Source organism: Streptomyces sp. NPDC005141 (genome assembly GCF_053599975.1).
Genome location: NZ_JBSFYW010000003.1, coordinates 269460 through 295395 on the forward strand (window position 1 = coordinate 269460; position 25936 = coordinate 295395).

Genomic DNA, 25936 nt, shown 5'->3' on the forward strand with positions numbered 1-25936 from the left:
CCATGTGGACAGGCGAGCCGGAGTCCCGAGCCGCGGAACCCGCGACGGACGTGAAGACCGCCGCTGCCGACTTCAACTGGCTGCTCAATCGATTCGCCACCGAGACAGCCGGGGTCGTCGACGTGATCGGTGTCTCCTCCGACGGGCTGCTGATCGCGGTCTCCCAACTGCGCGGTCAGGCCGACTCCGAACGGCTCGCGGCGATCGTCTCCGGTATCACCAGCCTCGCCATGGGCGCCTCCGGCAACTACGGGCTCGGCAGCCTCAACAAGGTGATCATCGACCTGGAGGAAGGGCACGTGCTGGTGTCCGCCCTCGGCGCGGGAGCGGTGCTCGGAGTGGTGGCCTCGAAGGAGGCGAAGCTCGGCAACATCGCGTACGAGATGACCCTGTTCGCCAACCGGGCCGGTGCGGTGCTGAGCCCGCAGCTGGTCATGGAGCTGAAGAACACCGTGGGCATCGCACCGACAGGTTGACGTCCGTCGGGGTGTCACATGACCAGTGACGCCCCGCGAGGTGAAGGGGGAGGACGTGATGACGTCCGGCGAGCCATTGGCCGGCGACGACGCCGAGTGGGGAGTGGAGCGCCCCGCCTCGGTCGTCCGGCCGTTCCTGCTGACCGCGGGGCGGATCGCCGGTGGCGACAGCCTCGTACCGCCGATCCCGATCGAGACGCAGGTGGTGGCCACCCGGGTGGGGCTCGCGGCGCTGGACGCGTTCGTCTTCGACCAGCACCGCGACATCCTCACGGTCTGCCGTGAACCGCAGTCGCTCGCGGAGATCGCGGCGAAACTCCGGATGCACTTGAACGTGATCCGGGTGCTCGCCGACGATCTGCGCGCCGACGGTCAACTGGCCCTGTACGCCCCGCAGGCCCACTCCAACCGCGATGTCACTGTTCTGCGAAGGGTTATCGATGGTCTTCGATCTATCCCCGACTCCCGGGGCGCGGTCCGTGAGGGCTGACGACGAGACGCCCCGGCCACCACTGCCCGTGAAGATGGTGATCGCGGGCGGCTTCGGCGTGGGCAAGACCACCACGGTGGGCGCCATTTCGGAGATCGAGCCGCTGACCACCGAGGCGTCCATCACCTCGGTCGCCGCCGGAGTCGACGACCTCAGCCACACTCCGGAGAAGGTGACGACGACCGTCGCCATGGACTTCGGCTGCGTGACGCTCGACCCGACCCTGAAGCTCTACCTGTTCGGCACCCCCGGCCAGGAGCGGTTCGGGTTCATGTGGGACGACCTCGTCGAGGGAGCGCTCGGCGGGCTCGTCATCGTCGACACCCGGCGGCTCGACGACTGCTACGCGGCCGTTGACTACTTCGAGCACCGCCAGATCCCGTTCGCGGTGGCCGTCAACGCCTTCGACGGCAGGATCGAACACGATCTGGACGACGTACGGTGGGCGCTCGACGTCGGCGACCATGTGCCGCTGACCGTGTTCGACGCACGCGACCGGGGGTCCGTGCGGGACGCGTTGCTCGTCGTCCTCGAACACGCCCTCGCCACGGCCGAACGCTGAGACGGGGACGGCCCGAAGGCCGTCCCCGCCGTGGTGGTACCGCTCCTACGCGGCCCGGCGCCTGCGCACACCGGGAGAGACCGCCACCCGGCCCACGGCCCAGAACAGCACGAGGACGAACAGCGCGAGGACGGCCGTGAGGGCCGCCCCGCCGGCCACCTTCTCGTAGTTGTGCTGGTACAGACCGTCCAGGATGTACCGGCCGACCCCGCCGAGGGCCACATAGGCCGCGATCGTCGCCGTCGAGACGATCTGGACCGTCGCCGAGCGCAGTCCGCTGAGGATCAGCGGCAGCGCCGCCGGGACCTCCACCTGGAACAGGATCTGTGTCTCCGGCATGCCCATGCCCCGGGCGGCATCGACGGGGGAGGGGTCCACGGTGCGGATGGCCTCGTAGGTGGTGATGAGGATCGGGGGGATCGCCAGCACCACGAGCGGGATCATCACGGGCACGATGCCGAGACCGAGCCAGACGAACATCAGGACCAGGAGTCCGAAGGTCGGCAGCGCGCGGGCGCCCGCGGACAGGAAGGCCAGCGCGTTGCCGCCGCGCCCGGTGTGTCCGGTGATCAGGCCGACCGGCAGACCGATGGCCGCGGCGATCGCCAGGGCTCCGGCGGTGTACTGGAGGTGTTCCCACACGCGTTGCGGGATGCCGTCGTAGCCGTGCCAGTGGGTGCCGTCGCTGAAGAAGGACCGCATGAAGTCGAGTACGTTCACTTCACGCCCTCCGGGGTGCGGGCGGCGGCGCCCGCGGTCGTGGCCCCGGAGCGCCGTGCCGCACGGGCGGACGGCGGTTCCCAGGGGGTCAGGACCCGCCGCAGCAGGACCAGCAGGGCGTCGATCACGATCGCGAGGGCGGCGGTGGTGACCACCGACGTCACGGCGAGGCGGGGGCGGCCGTACAACTGCGCGGTGGTCAGCAGATTGCCGAGCCCTCCTTGGTTGCCGATCAGCGCGCCGATGCTCACCAGACTGATGCTGGAGGCGACGGCCACCCGCAGTCCGGCCATGATCGCCGGTACGGCGATGGGCAGTTGGACCTGGAAGTAGCGGCGTGCGAGGCCGATGCCCATGGCCGAGGCCGCGGCGTTCGTTTCCTCGGGAACCGAGCGGATGCCGTCGACGACCGCCGGTACGAGCACGACCAGGCTGTACAGGCACAGCGGGATCATCACGGTCAGCTGGCTCAGCCCGGTGTAGTCGATGAGCACCACGAAGAAGGCGATCGACGGGATGGCGTAGAACACCGTGGAGGTCCACAGCACCGGCGGGTAGAGCCAGTCGTAGTGGACGCACAGCAGGCCGACCGGCAGCGCCAGCAGCAGACCGACCAGCACCGGGACCAGCGCCTCCTGCATATGGATGGCGATCAGGCCGCCATAGCTGTGCTGGAGGTCGCTCGGTATGTCGAAGAACCCGTTCATCGCAGCGCCTTCACCGACGACGTGTCCTGCGGGGCGTCCGCCGCCCTTCGCTGCCGGGCCAGCCGGATCGCCGCGGCGACCGTCTCCTGCCCGGCGACCCCGAGCACCTGCCCACCGCCGTCGACGGCGACCGCGTGCCCGGTCGGCGACAGCACGGCCCGGTCCAGGGCGACCCGCAGCGAGTCCCGGCCCACCTCGAAGCTCTGCCCGTACGGTTCGAGTGTCTCCACGTCACCGCTCCAGGCGCCGGGATCGGCCCAGCCGAGCGGCTTGCCGCCGGCGTCGGTCACCAGCACCGGCGCCCCTCCCGTCTCGCGTCCGGCGATCTCCCGCCAGTCGGAGCCGACGGGGAAGACCCGGGAGCGGTCGAGTTCGAGATCGCGGGTGGACAGGAACGACAGACCGCGGATGCCCCGGTCGGCGCCGAGGAACTGCTCCACGAACGCGTCGGCCGGCGAGGACAGGATCTCGTCGGGCGCGGCGAACTGGGCGAGCTTGCCGCCGGTGCGCAGGACGGCGATGCGGTCGCCGATGGTGATCGCCTCGTCCATGTCGTGGGTGACGAAGACGATGGCCTTGCCCAGTTCGCCCTGGATGCGCAGCAACTCCTCCTGCAGGCCCCGGCGAACGACCGGGTCGACCGCGGAGAACGGCTCGTCCATGAGAAGAATGGGCGGGTCCGAGGCCAACGCGCGGGCCACACCCACGCGTTGCTGCTGGCCGCCGGAGAGCTGGTAGGGGTAGCGGCGGGCCATGGCCGGGTCGAGGCCGACCCGTTCCATCAGTTCCGCCGCGCGGTCCCGGGCTCGCTGCTTGGACCAGCCGAGCAGCCGGGGCACCGTGGCGATGTTGTCGATGATCGTCCGGTGCTGGAAGAGACCGGCGTTCTGGATGACGTAACCCATGGAGCGGCGCAGGGCGTTGACCGGCCGGCTCCGGATGTCCTCGCCGTCGACCCGGATCGTGCCGCTGCTCGGCTCGACCATGCGGTTGATCATGCGGAGCGTGGTGGTCTTGCCGCAGCCCGAAGGTCCGACGAGAACGGTGATGGAGTGGTTCGGTATCTGCAGAGACAGGCGATCGACGGCCACCGTGCCGTCGGCGTATCGCTTGCTGACATCTTCGATGGCTATCAAGCGTCGAAACCCTTCGGAACGGCTTTGCTCGCGCGTGGCGCGATCGCGTGCACGAGGGTGCGTAGTCTAGCCAGTTGATGTTCGTTCTCGGTCACGACAGGTCGTGACTGTCGCGCGGACGTCCGATTTCACCGGGCGCTCCGGATGGGCGGGCGTGCTTTATCGCGTGGGTGTCCGCGTCCCGCGGGTCCTCTCGGCGCCCATACGTTCGCCGCGCAGGACCCGCAGATGGAGTGCGGCCCAGGTGCGGTACGGCCGCCAGTTCCCGGAGATCTCGGTCAGATCGTGATCCGGTCCGTACTGTTCGGCGATCTCGGCGGCGAGTCTGTGTTCCTGGGCCGGCAGGACGTCGGGATGGCCCGCGCCGCGGACGACGACCAGTTCGGCGGCGAACGCGCCCAGCCCCTTGACCTGTTGGACCTGCCGCATCGCGTCCTCCGGTTCCAGGCGGCGCAGTCGGGCGCCGTCCAGGAGTCCGTCGAGGGCAGCCCGGGCGACGGCGTGCAGGTATTCGGTCTTGCGCCAGGGCAGTTCGAGGTCCAGCCGGAGCAGGGCCTCGGGTGCCGGGAACGCGCCGCCGGTGCCGTAACGGCCGACGAGGTCGTCGCGCATGCCCCGGGCAGCCGTCATCCCGGTGCGCTGGGTCAGCACCGCCCAGCCGGCGGCCTCGTACGGAGAGTGGAAGCCGCACGGGCGAAGTCCCGGCCGGCGCGCCTGGATCCGGCCGATCACGGGGTCGCGGTCGCCCACCGCCGGCCAGCCGCGGGCGTCGACGTCGAGGGAGAGGAAGCGGCGCACCTGCTCCGCGGCGGAATCCAGATCGCCGTCTCCCGTGACCAGGACCCGGGCGGTGGACCCGCTCTGTGTCACCTCGGCGGCGGCGCGACGCCAGTCGGCGTCGGCGTGGAACACCGTGCGCAGCGCCGCTCCCGTACCCGCCGCCCCGGCCGGCGGCACGGGTGCCATCTCCTCCCAGAACTCCCTGCTGTTCTCCAGGGACCAGGGACCCGCCACCTCGAACGTGACCATGTGCCGCGCCATGTCCAACCTCCCGCTCGGGACACGTCGGCCGCGTCCGTGCGCACCACTGTGGAGGCAATACATGACAGATTCCGTCAAGTATTCCCACGGCCGTCACCCCTGCCGCCGAACGTCCTGGTCGGATTCGCCGGTGCCACCGGTGGCGCTAGGGACAACCACACGGTTCACGGCGCGAAGATCACTTGCTGACATCCCCGTGGAGCCATGACCTGCTACCTGCTACCTGCCGTCTGCGACGGGCAGGTGATCAGCCCTCGGAACGCGCCGGGGCCGAAGCCGCGCCGACCAGTTCCCGCGGCCGCTCGTCCTCGGCCTCGTCCTCCCGGACCCGCTCGACGGGCCCACGGCGGCTCTGCCGCGACAACCACCCGATGTCGCGGCCGAAGGACCACACGAGCAGCCCGAGGGCCAGCAGGACGGCCCCCAGCGTCACCGCGTACGGCAGGACCCCGGCGCCCGCGACCAGCAGGATGACGCCCTGCATGGCCGCCACCGTCTTGCGCGCCATGCTCGGCGGCAGCTCGGCGTTCAGCCACGGCATCACCCGGGCCGCCGCGACGAACGCGTACCGCATCGTGCCGATCAGCAGCACCCACGGACCCAGCGACATCCCGACGTACACGCTCAGCACGAGGATCAGGAACGCGTCCACCTCCATGTCGAAGCGCGCGCCCAGGGCGGAGGACGTATTGGTCCGGCGGGCGACCTTGCCGTCGACGCCGTCGAGGATCAGGGCCACCGCCGTCAGGCCGACCAGCAGACTCACCGGCGGCGAGCTCTGGAAGGAGTCCGCGACCAGGGCGGTGACGCCGCCCACCAGGATCGCGCGGCCGAGGGTGACACGGTTGGCGGGTCCGAAGGAGCGGGGCTGTGTGCGCCGCAGGGCACGGGTGAGCACCGCCCAGGTGGCGATCCCGAACGCCAGGCCGGTCAGCCAGCCCGCGGGCCCCATCCCGATCGCCGTGCCCAGCAGGGCCAGCAGCAGGAGCTGCGCACCGGCTCCGACCATGGTCTCCTGCTGGGGGAGCCTCGCGCCGTACATGTTGTTCAGGGCCACCGCACATCCTCCGGCCGTATGACAGATTCGATCAACGCCGCGTACCGTGTGCGCGGCTTGTCACTGCTCCGTACGTGAAGATCTGCTGAATCGTTCAGGGGGACGCTCATGGAACCCACAGCTCGCGCCTTCTGGCTCGCATCGCCGGGCCGCGGTGAGATCAGGGATGTCGCCCTGTCCGCGCCCGCGGAGGGGGAGGTGCTCGTACGCACGCTCTACTCAGGAGTGAGCAGGGGCACCGAGACCCTCGTCTTTCGCGGGGGAGTCCCGGAGAACCAGCACGCCGCGATGCGCGCACCGTTCCAGGACGGGGATTTCCCCGCGCCCGTGAAGTACGGCTATCTGAGCGTCGGCCAGGTGGAGGAAGGTCCCGGGCACCTGCTCGGGCGCACGGTCTTCTGCCTCTACCCGCACCAGACGCGGTACGTCGTCCCGGCGAGCGCCGTGACGGTGGTACCCGAGTCCGTGCCCGCCTCCCGCGCCATCCTCGCCGGCACCGTCGAGACCGCGGTCAACGCCCTGTGGGACGCCGCCCCGCTGATCGGCGACCGGATCGCCGTGGTCGGCGGCGGCATGGTCGGCTGCTCGGTCGCCGCGCTGCTCGCCCGCTTCCCGGGAGTACGGGTCCAGCTCGTCGACGCCGACCCGGCCCGCGGTGCCGTCGCCCGGGCGCTCGGCATCGACTTCGCGCTCCCCGATGACGCCGCCGGTGAACTCGACCTCGTCGTGCACGCCAGCGCCACCGAGGCCGGACTCACCCGTTCCCTCGACCTGCTCGCCCCGGAGGGGACCGTCATCGAGCTGAGCTGGTACGGCGACCGCCGGGTCGGCCTGCCGCTCGGCGAGGCCTTCCACTCCCGCCGCCTGACCCTGCGCAGCAGCCAGGTGGGTTCCGTTTCCCCCTCCGGACGGGCCGGAAGGACCTACGCCGACCGGCTCGCGCTCGCCCTGGAACTCCTCGCCGAACCGGCCTTCGACGCCCTGATCACCGGGGAGTGCTCCTTCGGGGAACTCCCCGACGTGATGGGGAAACTCGCCTCCGGATCGATACCCGCCCTGTGCCACCGCGTGGCCTACGAAGAGGTTTGAGCCGACGAGAACCGGCCTGACCTCAGGGGACTCCGAAGAAAGGGCGACAAGCGGCTGAACAAGGTGAACCGGACAGCCGTACTACACGACGTGATCCCGGCAGAGGATCAGACGCACCGCACCTGGAGGGTCGTCCGTTGTTCAGCATCACCGTCCGCGATCACCTGATGATCGCCCACAGCTTCCGTGGCGAGGTCTTCGGACCCGCGCAGCGCCTGCACGGGGCGACGTTCCTGGTGGACGCCACCTTCCGCCGCACCGAGCTGGACGACGACAACATCGTCGTCGACATCGGACTGGCCACGCAGGAGCTCGGCGCCGTCGTCAGCGAGTTGAACTACCGCAATCTCGACAGCGAGCCGGACTTCAAGGACACCAACACCTCGACCGAGTTCCTGGCGAAGGTCGTCGCCGACCGGCTCGCCGACCGCGTGCACGCCGGAGCCCTCGGCGAAGGTGCCCACGGACTCACCGGCATCACCGTCACCCTGCACGAATCGCACATCGCCTGGGCGAGTTACGAGCGTGCCCTGTGACCGACGTGAGCCTCGACCAGGCGCCCGCACGGTCCGGCCAGACCTCCGCGACCGTCGGCCCGGGCGCCCTGAACTACGTGCCCGTGCAGCACACGGCTCTCAAGAACGCCGAGATCATCCCCATGTCCCTGCGCTCCGTGCACTTCGTGATGCCGGGCGGCGTCGACGACGCGACCGCCCCGAGCGGCGGCAACGCCTACGACCGCCGGCTCTGCCTGGACCTGCCCGGCTTCGGCTGGCAGGTCCACCGGCACGCCGTCCCCGGCGAGTGGCCCCGCCCCGGAGTCTCCGCCCGTACGGAACTCGCCAGGACACTGGCCGACCTGCCCGACGGCACGGTCGTCCTCCTCGACGGGATCGTCGCCTGCGGAGTCCCCGAGGTCGTCGTCCCCGAGGCCGACCGACTGCGTCTCGTCGTGCTCGTGCACCTGCCGCTCGGCGACGAGACCGGGCTCCAGCCCGCCGTCGCCGCCGACCTGGACGCCCGGGAACGGACGACACTGCGGGCCGTGTCGGCCGTCGTGGCCACCAGCGACTGGGCCGTCCGCCGGCTCGTCGCCCACCACGGCCTCGCCCCCGACCGGGTCCACGTCGCCGCGCCCGGTGCCGACATCGCACCGCTCGCCTCCGGCACCGACGGTGTCTCGCGGCTGCTGTGCGTCGCCGCCGTGACCCCGCGCAAGGGGCAGCACCGGCTCATCGAGGCTCTCGCGTCCGTCACCGACCTGCCCTGGAGCTGCGTCTGCGTCGGCGGACTCGGCCAGGACCCGGCCTACGTCGCCCAACTGCGCGCCCTGATCGCGAAGTACGGCCTCGGTGACCGGCTGCACCTCGCCGGACCGCAGGCCGGCGCCGAACTCGACGCCAGCTACGCGGCCGCCGACCTCATGGTCCTCACCTCGTACGCGGAGACCTACGGCATGGCCGTCACCGAGGCCCTGGCACGCGGCATCCCGGTGCTCGCCACGGACGTCGGCGGGCTGCCCGAGGCGGTCGGACGCGCCCCCGACGGCGGAGTGCCCGGCATTCTCGTACCGCCGGAGGACCCGGCGGCGCTCGCCGCCGAACTGCGCGGCTGGTTCGGCGAGGCCGACGTACGCCGACGGCTGAAGGCCGCCGCCCGCGGACGGCGCGCCGCGCTCGACGGCTGGGCGACCACCGCGCGCAGCCTGGCCGGTGTGCTCGGCCGGCTGCCCCACGAACCCCGGAGGGCGGCGTGAGTACCGCGACGACTCCCGCGAGCGGGCCGGACTCCGGCATCCCCGAGGAGAAGGTGAGGACGGGCGTGCCCGGTCAGCGAGTCGGGGATGCGGACACCGACGAGGTGCCGCGCTACGCGCCGCAGTGGCTCCAGCTGCGCGAACCCGCCGACGCCGCCGCGCGCGCGGCCGATCTGCTCGACCCGCTGCGCATCCGGCTGGCCAACCGGCCGGTGCGCGGCGGCGACCTGGTCATCCACGACCTGGGATGCGGCACCGGCTCCATGGGGCGCTGGCTGGCGCCCCGGCTCGACGGCGCCCAGCACTGGATCCTGCACGACCGGGACCCGTACCTGCTGCACTTCGCCACCGTCGGGGCACCCAAGGCGGCCGCCGACGGCAGCCATGTCAGCGTCACCACCCAGCGCGGTGACATCGGCAGGCTGACCGCGGACGCCCTGGCCGGTGCCTCCTTGGTGACCGCGTCGGCACTGCTCGACGTGCTCACCGGCGAGGAGATCGACCGGCTCGCGGCGGCCTGTGCGGGCGCCGGTGTGCCGGCCCTTCTCACGCTGTCCGTCGTCGGACGCGTCGAACTCACCCCGGCCGACCCGCTGGACGCCGAGATCGCCGAAGCGTTCGACGCCCACCAGCGGCGCGGTGAACTGCTCGGCCCGGAGGCCATCACGGCCGCCTGCGACGCGTTCGGCCGCCACGGCGCGACGGTACGGGTGCATCCGAGCCCCTGGCGGCTCGGCCCCGACGAGGCCGCCCTCACCGCGGAGTGGCTGCGCGGCTGGGTCGGCGCGGCGGTGGAACAGCGCCCCGACCTGGCGGCACGGGCGGAGACCTATCTGAACTCCCGCCTGGCGGCGTGCGCCGCGGGCGAGTTGCGCGTCGTCGTCCACCACAGCGATGTGCTGGCCCTGCCGCACCCGACCGGGGGTGCGGTGTGAACGCGGGCCTGGAGACGGTGGGCGTGGCCACTGCCCCGGCGGCCACGACCCCGGACCTCGACGGCCCGCCCCTGAACACGAGCCGGCCTCGCGTTCCCGCGGCGCCGGATGCGACCGCGGGCTCGGCCCAGGCTCTCGCCGAGCGCGATGCGGATGCCTCGCACACGGCCGCCGCCGGGGGCGCCCGGCCGCAGACCGGCCCGGCCGGGGACGCGGAGACCCCCGCGGCGGGCGGAACGGCGCGGGGCCTGCGGGCCCGGCTCGGTGACCGTCGCGTCCGTACGCACCTCGGCACCGTCGCCGGCGTCCTCATCCTCGGCGTGCTGCTCTGGCGGCTGGGCACGGGGGTGTTCCTGGACGGCCTGCGGCGGATCGACGGCACGACGCTGTGGGCGGCGATCGGGATCGGACTGCTCACCACGGTGTTCAGCGCCTGGCGTTGGTGCCTGGTCGCGCGCGAGCTGCGCATCCGGCTCCCGCTGGGCGCGGCGGTCGCGGACTACTACCGCGCACTGTTCCTGAACGCCGCGCTGCCCGGCGGAGTGCTCGGCGATGTGCACCGGGCCGTCCGGCACGGGCAGAGCGCCGGTGACATCGGCCGGGGGGTCCGCGCGGTGGTGCTCGAACGCACCGCGGGACAAGCCGTGCTGGTGGCCGTCGGCGCGGTCGTTCTGCTCACCCAGCCGTCACCGGTGCTCGCCGAGTCCCGCGAGGCCGCGCTGATCCTCGCGATCGTCTCGGTGTGCGGAGTGGTGACCGTGGGCGCCGTGCGCAAGGGCCGGGCCCCCGTGGGCGCCGCCCGGTACGGCGCCGTCCGCGGCGCGCTCGCCGAGGCACGGAGCGCCCTGCTGGCCCGCGGCAGCTGGCCCGGCGTGACGCTCTCGTCGGTGCTCGTGCTCGCCGGTCATCTGACGATGTTCGTGCTCGCCGCCCGGGTCGCCGGATCCACCGCGTCCGTAGCCCAGTTGATGCCGCTCGCGCTGCTCGGCCTGCTCGCCATGGGGCTGCCGCTGAACATCGGCGGCTGGGGGCCCCGCGAGGGCGTCACCGCCTGGGCGTTCGGCGCCGCCGGGCTCGGCGCCGGCATGGGCCTCACCGTCGCGGTGATCTACGGAGTGCTCAGCTTCGCGGCGAGCCTGCCCGGCGCCGTGGTCCTGGTCGTCCGCTGGGGTGCCGCGCTCCGGCGCCCCCGCGAGGAGAGCGCGGGAGGGCCTGATCAGTGCAGCGTCTCGGACGTCACCAGCGAGAAGTACGCTCCGAAGGCCTCGGCCAGCCCGGCGAGGAGCTCCTTCCCCTTCTCGGCGCGGGCCATCGAGGGACGGCCGATGACCCCGGACTCGGTATAGGCCGACATGCCGAGGGTGAGCAGATGCCGACGGTCGTCGGCGACGAAATCGGAGGCCTCATAACCGTCTTTGACGCATTCCGGATGGGCATGCAGGAGAATGGACGTCTCGATTTCTCCCGCGTGCATATCAGTGAGCAACGACGTCTGCACACCGGCTCGTTCACACGCGCCTTCCCAGTCCTCCATGGCCGGGAAAAGCGCCATACGAGTACCGGTGCCCGCGGATTCCTGGACCACATTGCCCAACACGTAATTCCCGCCGTGCCCGTTGACCACCACCAGGGTGTCGACGCCGGAGCGGCGCAACGAGGCGGCGATGTCCCGGACGACCGCGTACAGGGTGACGGAGGAGATGCTGACGGTACCCGGCCAGCCGGCGTGCTCGTGCGAGCAGGAGATCGTCACCGGAGGAAGCAGATGCACCGGATAGGCGGCCGCGATCTCCCGCGCGATGGCGCACGCCACGAGTGTGTCGGTCGTCAAGGGCAGGTGGGCGCCGTGCTGTTCGAGACTGCCGACGGGAAGGACGGCGACCTGACGGGCGACACCGGCCCCCCTCTCGCGGACGTCCTCCGTGGTGTCCAGCGGCAGCACACCGGACACCGTCGCCCGCGTTCCCGAACCACTCATGTTTTTCACGGCCCTTTCGACTCTGCTTAGGAACCAGATCATGACAGATAACTTTGGCGTACTCGGCGGGAATGCCCACCTCACAGGTGTCGAACGAGTCGTGATTGCCCCACTGCCCACCGAGTACGGCGATTTCCATGCCGTCGGGTACTTCGACCACGACCGCGGTGAGGAACAAGTCGTCCTCGTCTACGGCGACTTGGACACCCTTCGGGAAGGGGACGTGCTCACCCGGCTGCATTCCGAATGCCTCACCGGCGACGCCTTCGGATCGCAGCACTGCGAGTGCGGCCCCCAGCTCACCGCCTCGCTGCGCGCCATCGTGGCAGAGGGCCGCGGCATCCTCGTCTACCTCCGGGGCCACGAGGGCCGGGGCATCGGCCTGCTCGCCAAGCTGAAGGCGATGAAGCTCCAGGCGGAGGGTCTCGACACCGTCGAGGCGAACCTCGCCCTCGGGCTGCCGGTGGACGCCCGCGACTACCGGGTGGCGGCGGAGATGCTGCACGACCTCGGCGTACGGTCCGTACGGCTGCTGTCGAACAACCCGCGCAAGCGTGAGTCGCTGCTGCGCCACGGCATCAAGGTCGCCGAGCAGGTGCCGCTGCTGATACCGCCGTGCGAGGACAACCTCAGCTACCTGCTGACCAAGCGGGAGCGCCTCGACCACTACCTGCCCCACCTGGACGGCGACGAATGGGCGAAGGCGATCTTTGCCGGATCGGCGAAGACGGTTGTCACTGAGGAATGAACCAGGACGACCCCGGCCCGCTGTTCCTCTCGCCGCGAGCAGGTGACACGGCTGCTGGACACCGACGGGGCGATCGCCTCGCAGCGCGTGGCCTTCACCGCGCTCCGGAGTCAACCTCGTACGATCGCCGGGCACTTGGAGTCGTCCGAGGGGGCCTGACAGGTCCGCCTCCAGGTGGTGGGGAGGACCATGAAGACGGCCGCGCCCGTGCCGGGGACCCGGACGGCACCATGGCGCAGCGCCGCCTTCCGGCGGTTCGTGCTGGCCAATCTGATCTCGGCGACCGGATCGGCGATGGCGCCGCTCGCCCTCGCCTACGCGGTGATCGGTGAGGGCGGTGGAGCCGGATCGCTCGGCCTGGTGCTGACGGTGAACACCGTTCCCACGGTGGCCTTTCTGCTGGTGGGCGGGGTGCTCGCGGACCGGATGTCGCGCAGCCGGATCCTGCTGGTGGGCAACCTGGTCGCGGCGGGGGCACAAGGGGCGCTCGCCGTCGTCGTGCTGAGCGGCGCGGCCTCGACCGTCTCCATCGCCGCATGCGGCTTCCTCTCGGGAGTCGCCGTGGCGTTCACCGTGCCCGCCGGTCAGGGCGTCGTGAACCAGCTGGTGGCGGCGGAGCACCTGCAGCGGGCCAACGCGCTGGTCAGGCTGCCGAGCAACGCCGTACGGGTGCTCGGGCCCGTGGTGGGCGGGCTCGTCGTCGCGCTCTGCGGACCGGGGTGGGCGCTGTCCTGGGACGCCCTCACCTTCCTGATCGCGGCGATGCTGCTGCACGGGCTGCGACTGGACGCCCCCGTCACCGCGCACAGCGCCCTGAGCGATCTGCGGACGGGATGGGATGGATTCCGCTCCCGCACCTGGCTGTGGACGTACACGGTGGCCGGGATGGTCGTGGTCGCCGCCTGGCTGGCCGGATTCCAGATGCTGGGACCGGTCCTCGCCGCGGAGCTGTACTCCGGCGCGAGCTCCTGGGGCCTGGTGCAGGGGGCGTTCGCGCTCGGCCTGCTGGCGGGCGCGCTGGTATGCCTGTGGTGGAAGCCGTACCGGCTGCTCGCCGTCGCCGTGAGCACCGCCTCCCTGCTGTTCCTTCCGCTGACGGCGATGGGGCTCGGACTGCCCCTGCCCGCAGTCCTGTTCGCCGCCCTGCTCGCGGGAGTCGGTCTGGACGTCGCGATCGTCGCGTGGACGACCGCATTCCAAATGCACATACCCGACACCGAGTTGGGGCGCGCCGGCTCCTTCAACAGTGTCGTGGAGCGCCTCGCGATTCCGCTCGGTTACCTGCTCGCCGCGTTCGCTGCAGGCGCCTGGTCCGACCGCGAGGTGCTCCTGGTGTGCGCCGGCGTGATCGTCGCCGCCACCCTGCTCAACCTGTGCGTACGGGACGTCCACCGGATCAACCGGACGTCCCGGAAGTCCGGTTGAACGGGGTCGGGATCAGGTCAGCACCGCCTCGTGCACCAACCGCTTGAGCTCGGGGAAGACCGAGTGGGAAGCCGTCGGGCGGAGCTGGCTGAAGAACTGCACGGTCAGGTCGCGCCGGGGGTCGACCCAGAACGTCGTGGTGGCCACCCCGCTCCAGCCGAACGCGCCCTCGCTCGACGGGGCCAGGGTGAGCGCCGGGTCCACCACGACGGAGACGCCGAGGCCGAAACCGAGGCCCGCGTTGCCGGGTTCCTGGTGGACGGGGCTGCCGAAGGAGCGGCGGTCCGCGTTGCCGGGCAGCTGGTTGGCCGCCATCATGTCGACGGTCCCGGGGCGGAGCAGACGGGCTCCGTCGAGTTCGCCGCGGCGCCGGAGCATTTCCGTGAAGCGGTGGTAGTCGTGGGCGGTGGCGACCATCCCGCCGCTGCCGGACAGGAACCGGGGCCTGCCGCGCAGCGGGAGCCCGGCGATCGGGGTGATCCCTCCCTCGCCGTCGTCACCGTACAACTCGGCCAGTCTGCCCGCCTGTTCGTCCGTGACGTGGAAGCCGGCGTCCGCCATCCCGAGCGGGCGGAAGATCCGCTCGTGGAGGAAGACGTCGAGATCCTGGCCGGACACCACCTCGATGACCCGGCCGAGGACGTTGGTGGCGACCGAGTAGTTCCACCGGGTGCCGGGCTCGAACTGGAGCGGCAGCCGGGCGTACACCTCGCAGGTCTCCGCCAGGTCCGCGCCCGGCGCCACCGACGACTCCAGACCGGCCTCCCGGTAGAGCTCGTCGACGGGGTGTGCGTGGTAGAAGCCGAAGGTCAGGCCCGCGGTGTGGGTCAGCAAGTGGCGGATCAGGATGGGCTGTTCGGCCGGACGTGTCGTCGTGTCGGGCCCCTTCCCGCCGACGTGGACGCGCGGCTCGGCGAAAGCCGGAAGGAAGTCGGCCACGTGGTCGTCGAGCCCGAGGCGGCCCTCTTCGAGGAGCATCAGCGCGGCGACCGAGGTGACCGGCTTGGTCATCGAGTAGATCCGCCACAGCGTGTCGCTCTCCACCGGGAGCCCGGCCTCACGGTCGCGTCTGCCGTACGTGGTGAGATGGGCGACCCGGCCGTGCCGGGAGACGGCGACCAGGTATCCGGGCAGCCGGCCGTCGTCGACCAGATGGGCGAAGTGCCGGTCGAGCCGGTCAAGCGCCTTGGCGTCGAGGCCGACCGATCCCGGCTCGACTTGCTGTCGCAGATGTCCCATGGCTCTCCTCCGGGCTGCGGCTCGTGTTCTTCATCGTCCCGTACGCGCTGGTGACACGTCGTCCGGGCTCCCCGGATCGGCGCTCACGGTGTTCTTGTGCCCAGGAAGCCGCAGGGCGAGCGGTATCCCGGCCGCGGAGAACGCCGCGAGCGTGATCAGCGGGGGACCGATGGCGGCGCCGGGCGTCACCGTCATCAGCGTGGCCGCCACCGCGATCCCCAGGGTGGGCCCGATGTTCATCGCGGTCTGCTGCAGTCCGCCCGCCACGCCGGCCGACTCCGCGGAAGCGTGCCGCACGACGACCGCCGTCGCGGTCACCATCACGGTGGAGAATCCGGCGCCCAGCAGCAGGAACCCCAGTCCGATGGGTACGGCCGTCGACGCCTCGTCGAGCCGGGCCAGCAGCAGGACACCGAGCGTGAGGACGAGCGTTCCGGCCAGGGTGGTCCGCCGCGGGCCGAGCCGGCGCAGGAGGACGGCGGCGACGGGGGCGCCGACCACCATCGTCACGCCGCCCGGCAGGGCCCGCAGGCTGGTCTGCAGCGGGTCCAGCCCCAGGGCCCCCTGGAGGAAGTAGGCGGCGACGAACAGGGTTCCGAGCATGGCGGCGGAGGCGGCCACCAGAATCCCGAGCGCCGCGCCGATCGTCGCCGAGCCGAGGACGTCGGACGGCACCAGGGGGCAGGCCGTGCGGCGCTCTCGGCGTACGAACGCGGCGCCCGCGGCGGCCACCACGGCGGCTCCGGCCACGGTGGCCGCCGTCCAGCCGGCGTCGGGCAGGGCGACCAGCGTGTGCACCAGGGCGACCAGCGCCACCGTGAGCAGACAGGCGCCCGGCACATCGAGGCCGGCCGCCGCGGCCGGGCGGACGGTCCCCCTCTCCGCGTCGGCCGGCGCCCGGACGGTGAGCGCCAGCGCGCCCATCACCAGCGCGGGCAGCACGTTCAGGAAGAAGACGGCCCGCCATCCGAAGTGGCTGACCAGTGCCCCGCCGAGCAGCGGACCGGCGGCCGCGGCGAGGCCGATGGCGCTCGTCCGCAGCGCGATGGGCATCCCGAGCCGGTCCGGGGGGTACTCGGCGCGCAGCATCCCGAGCGTGGCCGGCTGCAGCAGCGCGCCGAAGACGCCTTGCGCGATCCGCAGCGCGATCACCCAGCCGATCCCGGGCGCGAGGCCGATCCCCGCCGATGCCGCCCCGAAGCCCAGGATGCCGAGGGCGAAGACCCGTTGATGGCCGTAGCGGTCCCCGAGGCGTCCCGCGAACACCAAAAGGCCCGCCACCGCGATGAGATACCCGGTGCTGGTCCACTGGACCAGCGTGAACGAGGCGTCCAGGTCGCGTTGCAGTGTGGGCTGGGCGATGGTGAGGACCGTGCCGTCGAGGGCGACGATCACGGCACCGACGACACTGCTCGCGAGGGTGACCCGGCGGTGCGCGGCCGCAGAGGCGGAACGGCGGGCGGCGACAAGCGCGTCGGGCATGCTCACCGTTCCTCCGGTCCGAGGTGCGCGTCGAGCGCGGCGTGCAGCAGCGGCAGGAAGTCGCCGGCGCCCGTGGTGAGCTTCAGGCTGCCCCAGCCCCACAGTTGGGCGATGCCGTGCAGGTTCGCCCACAGGGCACCCGCGACGATCCGGGCGTCGGCGTCCGGGCGCACCCGGCCGACGAGGTCCACCAGCGCCCCGAACATCGGCAGACTGGTCTCGCGGAGCCCCAACCGATTGCTCTCCAGCAGATCGTGACGGAACATCAGCTCATACATGCCGCGCTGCGACAGCGCGAAGTCCAGGTAGACCTCCGCCAGGGCGGTGAGCCGGGCACGGGGATCGGCTTCGCTGTCACCGGCGGCCCCCGCCGCCCGGGCCTGGAGGTCGGTGAAGCCGCGGCGCGCGATGGCGGACAGCAGTTCCAGATGGGTCGGGAAGTAGCGGCGCGGGGCGCCGTGCGAGACCCCCGCCCGGCGGGCGATCTCCCGAAGTGTCAGCGCCTGCGCGCCCTCTCTCGTCACGAGATCGACGCCGACGTCGATCAGGCGCGCCCTCAGCCCGGTGCTCTCCCGCTCACTCATCCCCTGCTCGCTCATAGACACTGTCTACCAGTAGGGAGTAGACACCGTCTACTGGCGTGCCGAGTGGTCGATGAGGTCAAGGAAGGGCTCGGAGAAGGGCCGGAGATGGTCCGGAGGGAGGCAGAGTCGGGCCGGAAAAGGGTCAGAGACGGACCGAAGAGGCCGTCGGCGCGGAATGACGCGCCGGATCCGAAGCGTTGACCCTTACATGACTGAGGAAAGCACCCAGGACGCGACGCAGGACGCACTGCTCAAGCTGCTCTCCGAGTACAAGGGAGGGGTGCTCGTCACCCTCAAGAAGGACGGCCGGCCCCAGCTGTCGAACGTCAGCCACGTCTACTACCCGGACGAGGGGATCATCCGCGTCTCGCTCACCGACGACCGCGCCAAGACCCGCAATCTGCGCCGGGACCCGCGGGCCTCGTACCACGTGACCAGCGCGGACCGGTGGGCGTACACGGTCGTCGAGGGCACGGCCGAGCTCACGCCCGTCGCCGGGGACCCGCACGACGAGACGGTCGAGGAACTCGTCCGGGTCTACCGTGACGTCCTCGGCGAGCACCCCGACTGGGACGATTACCGCGCCGCCATGGTCCGCGACGACCGGCTCGTCCTGCGGCTGCGCGTGGAGCGGGCGTACGGGATTCCCGGACGCTGAGAAGGAATTGGCTCTGCGCGTCGGGGGCCGGGCTGTCCGGAGGGGGCGCGGCCGTGAACGGCCGCGCCCAGGACAGGTCAGGCGCTCACGGCCTCCCGCCGCACCGCGTCGCCCGCCGCGTTCTCACCGAGCCGCTCGGTCGGCACCGTGTGCGTCTCCCGTGCGGTGAGCGCGGCGAGGACCGGCGGCACGCACAGGGCCGCGGTGAACAGGGCGACCCAGAACCAGTCGTCACCGCCCGGTCCGGCGATCTGCGCGGCGAAGGTGACGGCGAACCCGGCCACGGCGAAGCCGATCTGGGTGCCGATCGCCATGCCGGAGAGCCGGACGCGGGTGGAGAACATCTCGCCGTAGAAGGAGGGCCAGACGCCGTTCGCGGCGCTGTAGACGACGCCGAAGGCGAGGATGCCGAAGAGCAGCACCAGGGGGTACGAGCCGGTGGAGATGGCCCACAGGTAGGCGAACATCAGGACCGCGCTGCCCGCGGCGCCGATCAGGTAGACCGGGCGGCGGCCGATGCGGTCGGACAGCGTGGCCCAGGCGGGAATCGCGCCGAGGGCGACCAGGTTGGCCAGCGCGCCGACCCACAGCATCTGCGTGCGCGACAGACCGACCGTGTCGCTGGTGCCGTAGGCCAGCGCCCACACCGTGAAGATCGTGCTGACCGAGGCGATGAGCGCACCCGCGACGACCCGCAGCACGTCCGCCCAGTGCTCACGGAACAGCACGGCGAGGGGCAGCTTGACGACTCCTTCGGTGGCCGCCTGCCGGGTGAAGGCCGGAGTCTCCTGGAGCGTGCGGCGGATGACGTAGCCGACCACGGCGACGGCGACGCTCGCCCAGAAGGGCACCCGCCAGCCCCAGGAGAGCAACTGGTCCTCGGGCAGAGCGGCGACCGGCAGGAAGACCAGGGTCGCGAGTAGCTGGCCGCCCTGCGTGCCGCTGAGGGTGAAGCTGGTGAAGAAGCCGCGCCGGTCCGGCGGCGCGTGTTCCAGCGTCATCGAGTTGGCGCTGGCCTGCTCGCCGGCCGCGGAGATGCCCTGCAGGACCCGGCAGAGGACCAGCAGGACCGGGGCGAGGCCGCCGACCTGCGCGCGCGTCGGCAGGCAGCCGATGAGGAACGTCGACAGACCCATCAGGATCAGCGTGAAGACCATGATCTGCTTGCGGCCCACCCGGTCCCCGAAATGGCCCAGGAAGAGCGCGCCTATGGGCCGGGCCGCATAGGCGACACCGAAGGTGGCGAGTGACAGGAGCGTCGCGGTGGCCGGGTCGGACTCGTCGAAGAAGACCTTCGGGAAGATCAGGGCCGCGGCGCTGCCGTAGATGAAGAAGTCGTAGTACTCCAGGGCGCTGCCGATCCAGGCGGCCATGGCGGCCTTCCTGGGCTGGCCTGGCGGCGCGTCGAGCGGGACTGCGGTGTCGGACACGGCGTGCTCCTTCGGGAACTCCGGGGACGGGAGTGCGGCGGGGCCAGGGGATGGATGCCGGGACCTGGGGCGTACGGGTCGGCCGTGCCGGAAGTGCGCCCGGGTGACGACGGCAAGCCCAGCTAATTAACCCACTGGATAGTTAGTAGCGGATGGCTACGGATGCTGCGCCCACGTTTCCCGGGTGTCAAGAGGTCGCGCCGAAGGATCTCTCCGTGCTCAGTCCGCCGCGCGGTCCGCGGTCAGATAGGCGATGACCATGTCGCCGAGCATCGCGCGGTAGTGCTCCCGCTGGTCGGGCGCGACCAGATCGCGGCCGAACAGGGCGCCGAACGTATGGCGGTTGGAGACCCGGAAGAAGCAGAAGGCACTGATCATCGCGTGCAGGTCCACGGCGTCGACATCGGCGGTGAACAGGCCCGACTTGCGGCCGGTCGCCAGGATCCGGCCGATCACGTCGAGGGCGGGCGAGCCCATCCTGCCCAGTTCCTCGGAGGCCGCGATGTGTTCGGCCTCGTGGATGTTCTCGATGCTCACCAGGCGGATGAAGTCGGGATGCGCCTCATGGTGGTCGAAGGTCAGCCCGGCGAGCCGGCGGATGGCGGCGACCGGGTCCAGATGCTCGACGTCCAGCTCCTGTTCGGCCTGCCGGATCACCGAGTAGGCGCGCTCCAGGACCGCCGTGAAGAGCTGCTCCTTGCCGCCGAAGTAGTAGTAGATCATCCGCTTCGTGGTGCTTGTGCGGGCGGCGATCTCGTCGACCCGGGCGCCCGCGAAACCGGCACGGGAGAACTCCTGGGTCGCCACGTCGAGAATCTCGGCCCTGGTGCGGGCGGCGTCGCGGATGCGCCCGCCGGGTCGTGCCGGTTCTTCGACGCTGGTCATCGGGTTCCTTCGGGCGAGGAGGTCGGTTCCGCGATTCTAGAAGCAGGGCATGCCGGGGCGAGGCCGCCCAGGTTCCCTCCCTTCCCTTCGGGGCGACGACTTGATATGACTAACGAACCAGTTAGTACATTAATCAGCCGTCCATCGGTCGCCGGCCGCTCACCGGTCTGCCGCCGACCCCTCGCCTCCGGAGGCCCGCCGTGTCCCAGACCTCGTATCTCGTCGGCCTGATCGGCTCCGGGATAGGGCCCTCCCTCAGCCCGGCGCTGCACGAGCGCGAGGCCGACCGGCAGGGACTGCGCTGCCTGTACCGGCTGATCGACCTCGACACCCTCGGCGCTCCACCCGAGGCTGTGGGCGATCTCGTGCGCGCCGCACGCGACGTCGGCTTCGACGGACTGAACATCACGCACCCCTGCAAGCAACTGGTCATCGCGCACCTCGACGAACTCGCCCCGCAGGCCGCGGCACTCGGCGCGGTCAACACGGTCGTCTTCGAGGACGGCCGCGCGATCGGGCACAACACGGACGTCACCGGCTTCGCCGCCTCCTTCGCGCGAGGACTCCCCGATGTCTCCCTGGAACGGGTCGTCCAGCTCGGCGCGGGCGGCGCGGGGGCGGCCGTCGCCCACGCCGTGCTCACGCTCGGCGCGGGGCACATCACCCTCGTCGACGCGATGCCCGACCGCGCCGCCTCGCTCGCCGCCACCCTGAACCGCCACTTCGGCGTCGGCCGGGCAGCCGCCGCGACCCCGGACACCCTCGCGGCCCTGCTAGTCCGCGCCGACGGCATCGTGCACGCCACGCCCACCGGCATGGCCGCGCACCCCGGGCTCCCGTTCCCGGCCGGACTGCTGCGTCCAGGGCTGTGGGTGGCCGAAGTGGTCTACCGGCCGCTGGAGACCGAGCTGCTGCGCATCGCCCGCGCGGTCGGCTGCGCCACTCTCGACGGGGGCGGCATGGCCGCCTTCCAGGCGGCTGACGCCTTCCGGCTCTTCACCGGGCGGGAGCCCGACCCGGCGCGGATGCTCGCGGACATCGCCGATCTGGCCGGCGCCGCTGGTGCCCGGGGCTGAGACCCGAGCCCGCGGGGAGGCCTGTGTGCGAGGGGAGGCCCGTGTGTGCGGGGTCGCTGCGATGACCGGGCGGGTGCCGGACCGGTGGAGGCCGCTCGCGCCGTCCCCCACGCCCCTGCCGGGTGCCGCCCCCGGTCCGGTCATGAAATCGCCCCCGGCCCGGTCATGAACTGAAGCGACACCGAAGGAGCATCGCCATGCGTACGTCCATCGCCACCGTGTCCCTCAGCGGTTCCCTGACCGAGAAGCTCACCGCCGCGGCCCGGGCGGGGTTCGACGGTGTGGAGATCTTCGAGAACGACCTGCTCGCGAGCCCCCTCGCCCCCGAGGAGATCCGGGCCCGCACCGCCGATCTCGGCCTGAGCATCGACCTCTACCAGCCGATGCGCGACGTCGAGGCCGTCGCCGAGGAGGAGTTCGCCCGCGGTCTGCGGCGGGCGCGCCACAAGTTCGAGCTCATGCACCGCCTCGGCGCCGACACCGTGCTCGTGTGCTCCAGCGTCTCGCCGCTCGCCGTGGACGACGACGCGCTCGCGGCGGAGCAACTGAGCCGACTGGCCGTTCTCGCCGAGGACTTCGGCGTCCGGGTGGCGTACGAGGCACTGGCCTGGGGCCGGCACGTGAGTACGTACGACCACGCCTGGAGCATCGTCGAGGCCGCCGGGCACCCCGCGCTCGGCACCTGCCTGGACAGCTTCCACATACTCGCGCGCGGCTCGGACCCGAAAGGGATCGAGGACATCCCCGGGGACAAGATCTTCTTCCTGCAGCTGGCCGACGCCCCACTGATGGCGATGGACGTGCTCCAGTGGAGCCGTCACTACCGCTGCTTCCCCGGCCAGGGCGGCTTCGACCTCCCAGGACTGCTCGCGCACGTCCTGCGCGCCGGCTACCGCGGTCCCCTCTCCCTCGAAGTCTTCAACGACGTCTTCCGGCAGGCCGAGGCCGGGCCGACCGCCGTCGACGCCCGCCGTTCCCTCCTCGTCCTCCAGGAGGCGACCCGGCCCCTCCTGCGGGAGACGGCCGCTCTCGCGGCACCGCCCGCCCCCGTCGTCCCGACCGGCGTCGCCTTCGCCGAACTCGTCACGCCCGACGTCGTCCCCGTCGCAGAGATCCTCGGCGCCCTCGGCTTCACCCGTACGGCCCGGCACCGCAGCAAGCCCGTGGACCTCTGGCAGCAGGGCGAGGCCCGCGTCCTGGTCAACACCGGCCCGGCTGCCCGGCGCGACGGCACCGCGCTGGCCGCCATCGGCCTGGAGTCGCCCGACCCGGCCGCCGCGGCCCGGCGCGCCGAATCCCTCCTCGCCCCCGTCCTGCCGCGCCGCCGCGCTCTCGAGGACGCGCCCCTCGACGCGGTCGCCGCGCCCGACGGCACCGAACTCTTCTTCTGCGCCACTTCCGGGAGCCCGGTCCCGTCCGGGCCGGGGGATTCCCGCGTCGGCCCCGGACTCCGCGGCTGGACACGTGACTTCGAGCGGGCCGAACGGACCGGACCGGTCGGGCGCGCCGGGCGCGCGCCGGGCGCCGGCACCGTGACCCGGATCGATCATCTGGCGCTCACCCAGCCCTGGCACCAGTTCGACGAGGCCGCCCTCTTCCACCACAGCGTGCTCGGGCTGAGCGGCCAGGAGAGCGTCGACGTCGCCGACCCGTACGGACTGCATCGCAGCCGCGCCGTGACCAACGCCGACGGAAGCGTCCGTATCGCCCTGGGTGTCGGCCCCGCGCCCACGGACGACGGCGCCCGCGCCCAGCACATCGCCCTCGCCACCGACGACGTGACCGACGCGGCCCGGCGCTTCCGCGCGGCGGGCGGCCGTCTGCTGGCGATACCCGCGAACTACTACGACGACCTGGCCGCCCGGTACGAGCTCGGCGACGAGGAAATCGCGACGTACCGTGAACTCGGCATCCTCTACGACCGCGACCAGCAGGGGGAGTTCCGGCACTGCTACACCGAGACCGTCGGCCGTGTCTTCTTCGAACTCGTGCAGCGCGACGGCGGATACCAGGGGTACGGAGCGCAGAACGCCCCGGTGCGCCTCGCGGCGCAGCGCGCGGCGGGACGACCGGGGCGCTGACGGCCGGACCTTCTGAGCGGCCTCGCCGGTGTCGCGGGTGGTGCCGGCCGGGGTGTGTCCCGGCGCGTCGGGATGCGCCGGACCCCGGCCACCCTGTCGACGCGCCCGCCTCACCAGGGGTGTCGGGCGGGTTGGAGACGTGGTGCGGCCGGGGCCGGGTCAGCCGGGGTACAGGGTGTCCTACAGGTCGAACTCGTGCGGCGGCAGGTCGAGCGTGAAGCACGCCTCCCGCACGACGGCCTGCTCGGTCTTGTCGAAGTCGCCGTCGGCGCCGCCGATGACGATGCCGATCTGGATGACGGCGCGCGCTTCGGCGGGCTTCTTCTTCGCCTTGGCGATCTCCTGGAGGACGCTGACCTTGCCGAAGGCGAAGTCGGCGGTCAGCTTGTTCAGGTTGTCGTCGAAGCGGCGCTGGAGGTCGATGGCGTCGAAGTTCTGCAGCACCTCGTTCGTGGCGATGAGCTGGGCCACACGCTGCCGCTCGGACGGGTCGATCGAGCCGTCCGCCGCGGCGACGAGCGCGCACATCGCCATGCTCGCGTCGCGGAAGGCACCGCTCTTCAGATCGTTCTTCTTCGCCACGAGCTGGGTCTGCATCGTCGACGCGGACTCCTTGATGCGGTCCCACAGGGCCATGAGAACTCCATACGTAGTCAAGGGCCCGGTCCGCCCGAGCGGGCGGACCGGATACCTTTGCGGTTTCTACAGCAACGTAGAAACTAGCGGGCCACGACGGAAGTTCCCGGCTCGTTCCATGTGGCGATCACCGGATCGCCGTGCTCGGTGGAGAGCCGGCTGACGGTTCCGGTCGCGAGCTGGAACAGCCGCCCCGACTCGGGCGGCAGCCCCAGCCGGCGGGCCGTGAGGACGCGCAGGAAGTGCGCGTGCGCCACCAGCACCACATCACCGGGGTGATTGCAGAGCGCGGCGTCCACCCGGGAGAGCACCCGGTCGGCCCGGACCCCCACTTCGTGCGGTGATTCGCCGGGGTGGCCGTCCGGGCCGGGCGGCACCCCGTCGTTCCAGAGCACCCAGTCGGGCCGGGCCCGGTGGATGGCGCGGGTGGTGATCCCCTCGTAGCCGCCGTAGTCCCACTCGTGCAGATCGGGATCGATCCGCCCGCCGGACAGGCCCGCGAGCTCGGCGGTCCGTACGGCGCGGTCGAGGGGGCTGGTGAGAACCTGGGCGAAGGAGTGCCCGGCGAAGAACGGGGCCAGGGACTTGGCCTGTTCCTCGCCGTGCGCGGTGAGCGGAAGGTCGGTCCAGCTGGTGTGCTGTCCCGTCAGGGTCCACTCGGTCTCTCCGTGGCGGACCAGGATGAGGTCGCCCATGGTCCGGCCTACTTCGCCGACTCGACGGCGTGGCCGCCGAACTGGTTGCGCAGCGCCGCGATCATCTTCATCTGCGGCGAGTCGTCCTGACGGGACGCGAAGCGCGCGAAGAGGGACGCCGTGATGGCGGGCAGCGGAACGGCGTTGTCGATGGCGGCCTCGACGGTCCAGCGGCCCTCGCCCGAGTCCTCCGCGTAGCCGCGCAGCTTGTCCAGGTGCTCGTCGCCGTCCAGGGCGTTGACCGCGAGGTCGAGCAGCCAGGAGCGGATCACGGTGCCCTCCTGCCAGGAGCGGAACACCTCACGTACATCGGTGACCGAGTCGACCTTCTCCAGGAGCTCCCAGCCCTCGGCGTAGGCCTGCATCATGGCGTACTCGATGCCGTTGTGGACCATCTTGGAGAAGTGGCCCGCGCCCACCTTGCCGGCGTGCACGAAGCCGAAGTCGCCCTCCGGCTTGAGCGCGTCGAAGACCGGCCGCACCTTCGCGATGTTCTCGGCGTCGCCGCCGACCATCAGCGCGTAGCCGTTCTCCAGGCCCCACACACCGCCCGAGACGCCGGCGTCGACGAAGCCGATGCCCTTGGCCGCCAGCTCCTCGGCGTGCTTCTCGTCGTCCGTCCAGCGGGAGTTGCCGCCGTCCACGACCGTGTCGCCGGCCTCCAGCAGGTCGCCGAGTTCGTCGATGACGGACTGGGTGGGGGCGCCGGCCGGCACCATCACCCAGACCACGCGCGGGCCTTCGAGCTTGCCGACGAGTTCGGAGAGGCTGTGCACGTCGGCGAGGTCCGGATTGCGGTCGTAGCCGATGACGGTGTGCCCCGCGCGGCGTATCCGCTCGCGCATGTTGCCACCCATCTTGCCGAGACCGATGAGTCCGAGCTGCATGTCAGTTCTTCTTTCGGAGAGTGCGGTAAGCGGCCACAAGGGCGGCCGTGGAGGCGTCGAGACCAGGGACGTCGGCGCCCTCGGTGAGGGCGGGTTCGACGCGTTTGGCGAGGACCTTGCCGAGCTCGACGCCCCACTGGTCGAAGGAGTCGATGTTCCAGAC

At 71.5% G+C, this 25936-nt stretch carries 27 protein-coding genes and 1 pseudogene; 13 read left to right on the forward strand and 15 right to left on the reverse strand.

Features of this window, described 5'->3' with window-relative positions; genetic code table 11:
• Positions 1 to 2: 2 nt before the first annotated feature.
• Genes ACWD68_RS04025 through ACWD68_RS04035 form a run of 3 tightly spaced genes read left to right on the forward strand, consistent with a single transcriptional unit; the run spans position 3 to position 1528 of the window.
• The gene (locus ACWD68_RS04025) at positions 3 to 476 is read left to right on the forward strand and encodes a roadblock/LC7 domain-containing protein (protein ID WP_351545754.1); all 474 of its coding nucleotides are present in this window, start codon (positions 3 to 5) and stop codon (positions 474 to 476) included.
• A gap of 58 nt (positions 477 to 534) precedes the next feature.
• Positions 535 to 966 carry a DUF742 domain-containing protein gene (locus tag ACWD68_RS04030; RefSeq protein WP_451804890.1) on the forward strand — a complete coding sequence of 144 codons (432 nt, stop codon included), beginning with the start codon at positions 535 to 537 and terminating at the stop codon, positions 964 to 966.
• Positions 917 to 1528, forward strand: a complete 612-nt coding sequence (locus ACWD68_RS04035; RefSeq protein WP_451804891.1) for a GTP-binding protein — start codon at positions 917 to 919, stop codon at positions 1526 to 1528. Before ACWD68_RS04030 ends, ACWD68_RS04035 begins: the two co-directional genes overlap by 50 nt.
• A gap of 45 nt (positions 1529 to 1573) precedes the next feature.
• On the opposite strand, the gene ACWD68_RS04040 is transcribed toward ACWD68_RS04035, so the two are convergent.
• The 5 genes from ACWD68_RS04040 to ACWD68_RS04060 form a co-directional block, all read right to left on the reverse strand.
• A complete protein-coding gene (locus tag ACWD68_RS04040) occupies positions 1574 to 2248 on the reverse strand; it encodes an ABC transporter permease (protein WP_451804892.1) in 675 nt (224 codons plus the stop codon).
• Positions 2245 to 2955 (reverse strand): ABC transporter permease, encoded by a 711-nt coding sequence (locus tag ACWD68_RS04045; protein ID WP_451804893.1) that lies wholly within the window; start codon positions 2953 to 2955, stop codon positions 2245 to 2247. Before ACWD68_RS04045 ends, ACWD68_RS04040 begins: the two co-directional genes overlap by 4 nt.
• Positions 2952 to 4091 carry an ABC transporter ATP-binding protein gene (locus ACWD68_RS04050; RefSeq protein ID WP_451804894.1) on the reverse strand — a complete coding sequence of 380 codons (1140 nt, stop codon included), beginning with the start codon at positions 4089 to 4091 and terminating at the stop codon, positions 2952 to 2954. The genes ACWD68_RS04045 and ACWD68_RS04050 overlap by 4 nt, the downstream gene beginning before the upstream one ends.
• Positions 4092 to 4250: 159 nt before the next feature.
• A complete protein-coding gene (locus tag ACWD68_RS04055; RefSeq protein WP_451804895.1) occupies positions 4251 to 5132 on the reverse strand; it encodes a DNA-3-methyladenine glycosylase family protein in 882 nt (293 codons plus the stop codon).
• 247 nt (positions 5133 to 5379) lie between these two features.
• Positions 5380 to 6189 carry a CDP-alcohol phosphatidyltransferase family protein gene (locus tag ACWD68_RS04060; protein ID WP_451804896.1) on the reverse strand — a complete coding sequence of 270 codons (810 nt, stop codon included), beginning with the start codon at positions 6187 to 6189 and terminating at the stop codon, positions 5380 to 5382.
• Between the two features lie 108 nt (positions 6190 to 6297).
• Between ACWD68_RS04060 and ACWD68_RS04065 the strand changes: the two genes are divergently transcribed.
• From ACWD68_RS04065 to ACWD68_RS04085, 5 genes and pseudogenes are all read left to right on the forward strand, one after another.
• Positions 6298 to 7278 carry a zinc-dependent alcohol dehydrogenase gene (locus ACWD68_RS04065; RefSeq protein ID WP_451804897.1) on the forward strand — a complete coding sequence of 327 codons (981 nt, stop codon included), beginning with the start codon at positions 6298 to 6300 and terminating at the stop codon, positions 7276 to 7278.
• Positions 7279 to 7415: 137 nt separating this feature from the next.
• Positions 7416 to 7814, forward strand: a complete 399-nt coding sequence (locus ACWD68_RS04070; protein ID WP_266763935.1) for a 6-pyruvoyl trahydropterin synthase family protein — start codon at positions 7416 to 7418, stop codon at positions 7812 to 7814.
• Positions 7811 to 9034 carry a glycosyltransferase family 4 protein gene (locus ACWD68_RS04075; RefSeq protein WP_451804898.1) on the forward strand — a complete coding sequence of 408 codons (1224 nt, stop codon included), beginning with the start codon at positions 7811 to 7813 and terminating at the stop codon, positions 9032 to 9034. The genes ACWD68_RS04070 and ACWD68_RS04075 overlap by 4 nt, the downstream gene beginning before the upstream one ends.
• Positions 9031 to 9969 carry a class I SAM-dependent methyltransferase gene (locus ACWD68_RS04080; RefSeq protein ID WP_451804899.1) on the forward strand — a complete coding sequence of 313 codons (939 nt, stop codon included), beginning with the start codon at positions 9031 to 9033 and terminating at the stop codon, positions 9967 to 9969. The genes ACWD68_RS04075 and ACWD68_RS04080 overlap by 4 nt, the downstream gene beginning before the upstream one ends.
• A 347-nt stretch (positions 9970 to 10316) precedes the next feature.
• Positions 10317 to 11048, forward strand: a pseudogene (locus ACWD68_RS04085) (lysylphosphatidylglycerol synthase transmembrane domain-containing protein); the annotation flags it as partial.
• A gap of 137 nt (positions 11049 to 11185) precedes the next feature.
• Here ACWD68_RS04085 and ACWD68_RS04090 read toward each other — a convergent pair.
• On the reverse strand, positions 11186 to 11947 hold the full coding sequence (locus ACWD68_RS04090) for a creatininase family protein (protein WP_451804900.1): 762 nt from the start codon (positions 11945 to 11947) through the stop codon (positions 11186 to 11188).
• A 40-nt stretch (positions 11948 to 11987) separates the two neighbouring features.
• Between ACWD68_RS04090 and ribA the strand changes: the two genes are divergently transcribed.
• Both ribA and ACWD68_RS04100 read left to right on the forward strand, forming a co-directional pair.
• The gene (ribA, locus tag ACWD68_RS04095; RefSeq protein WP_451804901.1) at positions 11988 to 12695 is read left to right on the forward strand and encodes a GTP cyclohydrolase II; all 708 of its coding nucleotides are present in this window, start codon (positions 11988 to 11990) and stop codon (positions 12693 to 12695) included.
• A 189-nt stretch (positions 12696 to 12884) separates the two neighbouring features.
• Positions 12885 to 14120: an MFS transporter gene (locus tag ACWD68_RS04100; RefSeq protein ID WP_451804902.1), complete on the forward strand. Its 1236-nt coding sequence runs from the start codon at positions 12885 to 12887 to the stop codon at positions 14118 to 14120.
• A 12-nt stretch (positions 14121 to 14132) separates the two neighbouring features.
• Here ACWD68_RS04100 and ACWD68_RS04105 read toward each other — a convergent pair whose 3' ends face one another.
• From ACWD68_RS04105 to ACWD68_RS04115, 3 genes are read right to left on the reverse strand one after another with little or no spacing between them, the layout of a single operon-like run.
• Positions 14133 to 15359, reverse strand: a complete 1227-nt coding sequence (locus ACWD68_RS04105; RefSeq protein ID WP_451804903.1) for a serine hydrolase domain-containing protein — start codon at positions 15357 to 15359, stop codon at positions 14133 to 14135.
• 30 nt (positions 15360 to 15389) lie between these two features.
• Entirely contained in the window at positions 15390 to 16841 is a 1452-nt protein-coding gene (locus tag ACWD68_RS04110; protein ID WP_451804904.1) for an MFS transporter, read from the reverse strand.
• A 2-nt stretch (positions 16842 to 16843) separates the two neighbouring features.
• Positions 16844 to 17425: a TetR/AcrR family transcriptional regulator gene (locus ACWD68_RS04115; protein ID WP_451804922.1), complete on the reverse strand. Its 582-nt coding sequence runs from the start codon at positions 17423 to 17425 to the stop codon at positions 16844 to 16846.
• Between the two features lie 208 nt (positions 17426 to 17633).
• On the opposite strand from ACWD68_RS04115, the gene ACWD68_RS04120 reads away from it, so the two are divergent.
• Positions 17634 to 18083 (forward strand): PPOX class F420-dependent oxidoreductase, encoded by a 450-nt coding sequence (locus tag ACWD68_RS04120; protein ID WP_451804905.1) that lies wholly within the window; start codon positions 17634 to 17636, stop codon positions 18081 to 18083.
• A 77-nt stretch (positions 18084 to 18160) separates the two neighbouring features.
• Here the strand turns inward: ACWD68_RS04120 and ACWD68_RS04125 are convergent, their stop codons facing one another.
• Positions 18161 to 19456: an MFS transporter gene (locus tag ACWD68_RS04125; RefSeq protein ID WP_451804923.1), complete on the reverse strand. Its 1296-nt coding sequence runs from the start codon at positions 19454 to 19456 to the stop codon at positions 18161 to 18163.
• A gap of 276 nt (positions 19457 to 19732) precedes the next feature.
• Positions 19733 to 20398 (reverse strand): TetR family transcriptional regulator, encoded by a 666-nt coding sequence (locus ACWD68_RS04130; protein ID WP_451804906.1) that lies wholly within the window; start codon positions 20396 to 20398, stop codon positions 19733 to 19735.
• 200 nt (positions 20399 to 20598) lie between these two features.
• Between ACWD68_RS04130 and ACWD68_RS04135 the strand changes: the two genes are divergently transcribed.
• Both ACWD68_RS04135 and ACWD68_RS04140 read left to right on the forward strand, forming a co-directional pair.
• On the forward strand, positions 20599 to 21474 hold the full coding sequence (locus tag ACWD68_RS04135) for a shikimate dehydrogenase (RefSeq protein WP_451804907.1): 876 nt from the start codon (positions 20599 to 20601) through the stop codon (positions 21472 to 21474).
• A 197-nt stretch (positions 21475 to 21671) separates the two neighbouring features.
• Positions 21672 to 23555, forward strand: a complete 1884-nt coding sequence (locus ACWD68_RS04140) for a bifunctional sugar phosphate isomerase/epimerase/4-hydroxyphenylpyruvate dioxygenase family protein (protein WP_451804908.1) — start codon at positions 21672 to 21674, stop codon at positions 23553 to 23555.
• A gap of 180 nt (positions 23556 to 23735) precedes the next feature.
• On the opposite strand, the gene ACWD68_RS04145 is transcribed toward ACWD68_RS04140, so the two are convergent.
• The 4 genes from ACWD68_RS04145 to ACWD68_RS04160 all read right to left on the reverse strand — a co-directional run.
• Entirely contained in the window at positions 23736 to 24191 is a 456-nt protein-coding gene (locus ACWD68_RS04145) for a tellurite resistance TerB family protein (RefSeq protein WP_351545569.1), read from the reverse strand.
• Positions 24192 to 24274: 83 nt separating this feature from the next.
• Positions 24275 to 24886, reverse strand: a complete 612-nt coding sequence (locus ACWD68_RS04150) for a histidine phosphatase family protein (RefSeq protein ID WP_451804909.1) — start codon at positions 24884 to 24886, stop codon at positions 24275 to 24277.
• An 8-nt stretch (positions 24887 to 24894) separates the two neighbouring features.
• A complete protein-coding gene (gnd, locus tag ACWD68_RS04155) occupies positions 24895 to 25773 on the reverse strand; it encodes a phosphogluconate dehydrogenase (NAD(+)-dependent, decarboxylating) (protein ID WP_451804910.1) in 879 nt (292 codons plus the stop codon).
• Between the two features lies 1 nt (position 25774).
• The coding region (locus tag ACWD68_RS04160) for a hypothetical protein (RefSeq protein WP_451804924.1) at positions 25775 to 25936 on the reverse strand (162 nt) is incomplete at its 5' end.